This window comes from Methanobrevibacter sp. (assembly GCF_017427765.1).
Taxonomy (GTDB): domain Archaea; phylum Methanobacteriota; class Methanobacteria; order Methanobacteriales; family Methanobacteriaceae; genus Methanocatella.
Genome location: NZ_JAFRSC010000035.1, coordinates 1 through 3969 on the forward strand (window position 1 = coordinate 1; position 3969 = coordinate 3969).

General features: G+C 36.6%; 6 protein-coding genes. 1 reads left to right on the forward strand and 5 read right to left on the reverse strand.

What is annotated here, in order from left to right:
- Positions 1–16: 16 nt before the first annotated feature.
- Complete coding sequence (locus IJL02_RS11605; RefSeq protein ID WP_394357498.1) at positions 17–1540, reverse strand: 2-isopropylmalate synthase; 1524 nt, start codon at positions 1538–1540, stop codon at positions 17–19.
- A 95-nt stretch (positions 1541–1635) separates the two neighbouring features.
- On the opposite strand from IJL02_RS11605, the gene IJL02_RS11610 reads away from it, so the two are divergent.
- Positions 1636–2349 carry a sugar phosphate isomerase/epimerase gene (locus tag IJL02_RS11610; protein WP_292816616.1) on the forward strand — a complete coding sequence of 238 codons (714 nt, stop codon included), beginning with the start codon at positions 1636–1638 and terminating at the stop codon, positions 2347–2349.
- Positions 2350–2421: 72 nt separating this feature from the next.
- Here the strand turns inward: IJL02_RS11610 and IJL02_RS11615 are convergent, their stop codons facing one another.
- The 4 genes from IJL02_RS11615 to IJL02_RS12520 all read right to left on the reverse strand — a co-directional run bounded on the left by IJL02_RS11615 (position 2422) and on the right by IJL02_RS12520 (position 3962).
- On the reverse strand, positions 2422–3216 hold the full coding sequence (locus IJL02_RS11615) for an HAD family hydrolase (RefSeq protein ID WP_292816618.1): 795 nt from the start codon (positions 3214–3216) through the stop codon (positions 2422–2424).
- Positions 3217–3224: 8 nt separating this feature from the next.
- Positions 3225–3491 (reverse strand): hypothetical protein, encoded by a 267-nt coding sequence (locus IJL02_RS11620; RefSeq protein WP_292816620.1) that lies wholly within the window; start codon positions 3489–3491, stop codon positions 3225–3227.
- A 5-nt stretch (positions 3492–3496) separates the two neighbouring features.
- On the reverse strand, positions 3497–3676 hold the full coding sequence (locus tag IJL02_RS11625; protein WP_292816622.1) for a hypothetical protein: 180 nt from the start codon (positions 3674–3676) through the stop codon (positions 3497–3499).
- 82 nt (positions 3677–3758) lie between these two features.
- Complete coding sequence (locus tag IJL02_RS12520) at positions 3759–3962, reverse strand: zinc ribbon domain-containing protein (RefSeq protein ID WP_369334641.1); 204 nt, start codon at positions 3960–3962, stop codon at positions 3759–3761.
- Positions 3963–3969: the final 7 nt, after the last annotated feature.

Below are 3969 nucleotides of genomic sequence, written 5' to 3' on the forward strand. Positions count from 1 at the left end.
ATTAAAAAAAGTTAAATTATTGTGCCCTTTGAATTAACAATAATTTATTTATTGAGTCAAGAACTGCTAAAATACTTGCCATAACTATGTCCTGATTGGTTGACCTACCAGTTGATTTGTTGCCATGGGAATCTGAACTTATTACAAATACCTCTGCCAGAGCATCTGTACCTCCGGTAATAGCTTCAAGATTATATTCTTCAAGTTCAATATCCATAGTGTCCTTAATCAAAAATCGAATAGCATTTAGTGCCGCATCAACAGGACCAACACCGGTACTGGCTGTTTCTTTTTCCTCACCGTCAATTTCAAGTCTTACTGTAGCAGTTGGTGAAACACCACTGCCTGACGATAACCCCAAACCCTTCAAAACTATTGGAGTTTCACGGGCAGATGAAAGCTCAGTGATTGCAATAGCTATCAAATCATCATCAGTAACGCATTTTCCGCTGTCGCCCAAAGCTTTTATATCGTCAAAAACCTTACAAAACTGATCATCATTTAAATCAATGTGATATTCCTTCAGTTTGGATTTTAAAGCATTAGCACCAGTGTGTTTTCCTAAAACAATACGGCGGGAATGGCCCACCATCTCAGGTGACATCGGCTCATAAGTGGAAGAGTTGTTCAAAATTCCATGAACATGAATTCCGGACTCGTGTGCAAAAGCATTGTCACCAACGATAGGTTTGTTGACAGGCATCTTAACACCTGTAAGGCGCCCGACAAGATTTGATAGGCTGTAAAGTCTAGTAGTGTCAAGACCAAGGTCAATTCCATATGCAACCTTTAATGTAACAACTAGTTCCTCTAAAGAGCAGTTACCGGTTCTCTCACCCAAACCGTTGATGGTAACGTGAGCCTGATTGGCTCCGCATTCAATGGCTGTAAGGGTATTTGCCGTTGCCAAACCGAAATCATTGTGGAAATGAACACTCACCGGTGTCTTGAAATTATCCTTAATGAAGGTTATAAGCTCACGGGTAAATACAGGAGTTAGAACACCTACTGTATCGGGAACATCCAGAAAATCGGCTCCTGCATCAACAACACCAGAAAATATTTCTAATAAGAAATCATGCTCTGTTCTTGTTGCATCTTCAGCTGAAAACTCAACAGTCAGACCATGATCTTTTGCATATTCAACAGCGCTGACGGCGGTGTCAATGACCTGCTGTTTACTCATCTTTAATTTGAAGTCACGATGCAATGGGGAGGTGCCTATGAAAGTATGGACATAATCGAGACCTGAATCAAGAACAGCGTCAATGTCATTTGTAAGGGAACGTGAAAGTCCAACCAAAGTGGAGTCCAAATCCATGGATTTGATTTTTTTTGCGGATTCTATTTCACCTTTAGAAGAGGCAGGAAAGCCCACTTCAATTTTATCAACGCCCAAATTGTTAAGCTTTTGGGCAATCTGAATCTTTTCATCAACTGTCAGAGCAACACCGGGTGTCTGCTCACCGTCCCTTAAAGTTGTATCAAAAATATAAATCTTATCGGCAAGATTCATATTCGCCTTTTTTAGCACTTCCATATCATGCATATAAATACTTCCATTAATTGTTTTATTGATTATATATTGGCTTAAAAAATATAAAAATTTTATATATTAAAAACAAATCATTAAACATGAAACTCGGATTTACAACACTGGCACTGTTCATGCAACCCAATGAGAAAATCATCAATCTGGCAAAAAAACACGAGTTTGAAATGATTGAAATATTAGGTGAAGGACCTTTTTTTGAAAAAGAAAATCCAGAATACATCGACTGCGGACTGGACGTTAGAATTCATGGCCCTACAGTTGATTTAAATATAGCTAGTATTAACAAGGAAATAAAGGAAGTGAGTGTTAATCAGATGATTCGATGCGCTGAGTTTGCAGAAACAATCGGTGCAAAAACCGTTACGGTACATCCAGGAAAAATCGGCAGAAACGATCCGCAGCTGAGAGAATGGGCTATGGAGATGGCTATCGAAAGTGTAGGAACAATTATGGACAGCACAAATGTCGAAATATCTGTTGAAAACATGCCGGTTAGGGCATCATTTTTGGCAAACAAAGTTGAAGAGCTTGAACGCATCCAGCAGGAAACCGGCTGTGCGCTGACAATCGATACAGGTCATGGAAACACATGCAATAACCTGGAGGAAATGCTTGAGCTTAAAAACATTAGCTACTGTCATCTGAATGATAATGATGGATTTAAAGACCAGCATATTGCCTTAGGCGATGGTACGCTTGATTTGAAGTTGCTTAAAAAGATAGATGTCGGAATTATTGAGTTAAATACCTTCGATAACATATTAAAGAGCAAAAAAGTCATTGAAAATCTTTAATTTATATTATTTTTTTATAAGTTATTAGTTATAAGTTATAACTTATAAGTTATTATAATCAAAAAAATAATATTAAAAATCAATCATTGTAACCTCGAATATGTCTTCAATGACATAATCAGTCTTATCCATCATTTTAGGAGATACTTCCTCCTGCTGTTCAATGGTTAAGACACTGACATCGGCCTTTTTAAAAGCAAGTATGTCATTAAGGCCGTCACCGACCATCATGACCTTATAGCCCGCATCCTTTAAAATGGATACGACTTCACATTTACCTCTGGTTGAAACCGTTCCGTAGGCATTGTCTTCGGGCACATCAAGCAAATTTGCAAGCTTGTTGATGGCTCCTTTTCTATCGCCGGATGCAATATATATTTCAATTCCTCTGGACTTTAAGGTCTCAACAGTTTCGAAAACCTTTGGGAAAAACTTGCCGGCGGAAGTAATTGTATAAGCCACAACACCCAAATCCATGTCAACGATTAATGCAGATCCGTTGCACAGCTCCATGTGGGGAATCTTTTCGCGAAGAATCTCAAAGCCGTCGGTAATGTCTGAAATGGTGGATGTTGTTTCATTGTCCAAAATTTCTTTAACTTCAGCTTTTGAAACCTGTTTTGTGGAAAAGCTAATGTCAAAGTCAATATTGTACTTCTGAATTACATCAGAAATTAAAGTGTCTGAATCAAGCTTTAAAAGTTTGTTTGTGTTGAACTGAAGTACAACCAAAGCCAGTGCATCGGCCTGGTCTATTAAATCAAGGGAGTTGATGTCTGTGAATATATTACCGTTTATGACATCCTTAATTACCCGATATCTTTCTATTAATGTTCCTGAATTATCAAATACGACCGCTTTTTTCATTTAAATCACTAAACGATACACAATTTAAACTCCAGAATTTCACTTTTGCCGTCAAGCCAATTGAAGATTAATTCCTTGATATTAGGAGTTTTAGCTTTAACTTTTGATTTGTATTCGAGGAAATTTTCATAATCATCGGGATAAGTTTCTTCGAGATATTTTTCATATTTTCTCCGGTTTTCTATGGAAATTTTCTCTTTTCTATATATGTTAAACAAAATTCCAACATTGTCAATTCTTAAACCACCATCAAAAGAATCTAAAATTTCAGTCATTATCATCACTCTTTAATTTTCATTTGTAAAAAGTAAACATTATATTTTTCCATTCGTGAATTAAATTCATTACCAAATTTTGATAGATTTTCGGAAATATACTTATCAAAAAGTACCTTTTCTTCATTTTCTTCTTCTTTTTGATTTAAATCTAAATTATTTAAACTTGTAATTTGATTCTCCATCTCATTTTGAACTTCCCCGTCGTGTTGACGACGGGGATTCGCAAACCAAAAAAAAATATAGTTTATTTTTTGGAAATTTTTTTTACTGCACCGTCGTCCCGACGATTTCTAATCCTTTATTAAGGATGTTAATGGCCGCATTCCAGTCACGATCGTGATGTGTATGGCAATGCGGGCAGTCCCAGTCCCGTATTTCTAGATTTTTAAGTCCTTTGAGGTTTTCATTTTTTTTCTTGGCATTTGTGGCATATTTGAGTGGATGGGAAAAATTTAGATACTTTAACAAATTCTAC

Coding starts and splice junctions, on each gene's coding strand:
- IJL02_RS11620 (WP_292816620.1), bottom strand. CDS start 3,491: ATGACTGAAATTTTAGATTCTTTTGATGGTGGTTTAAGAATTGACAAT.
- IJL02_RS11615 (WP_292816618.1), bottom strand. CDS start 3,216: ATGAAAAAAGCGGTCGTATTTGATAATTCAGGAACATTAATAGAAAGA.
- IJL02_RS11610 (WP_292816616.1), top strand. CDS start 1,636: ATGAAACTCGGATTTACAACACTGGCACTGTTCATGCAACCCAATGAG.
- IJL02_RS11605 (WP_394357498.1), bottom strand. CDS start 1,540: ATGGAAGTGCTAAAAAAGGCGAATATGAATCTTGCCGATAAGATTTAT.
- IJL02_RS11625 (WP_292816622.1), bottom strand. CDS start 3,676: ATGGAGAATCAAATTACAAGTTTAAATAATTTAGATTTAAATCAAAAA.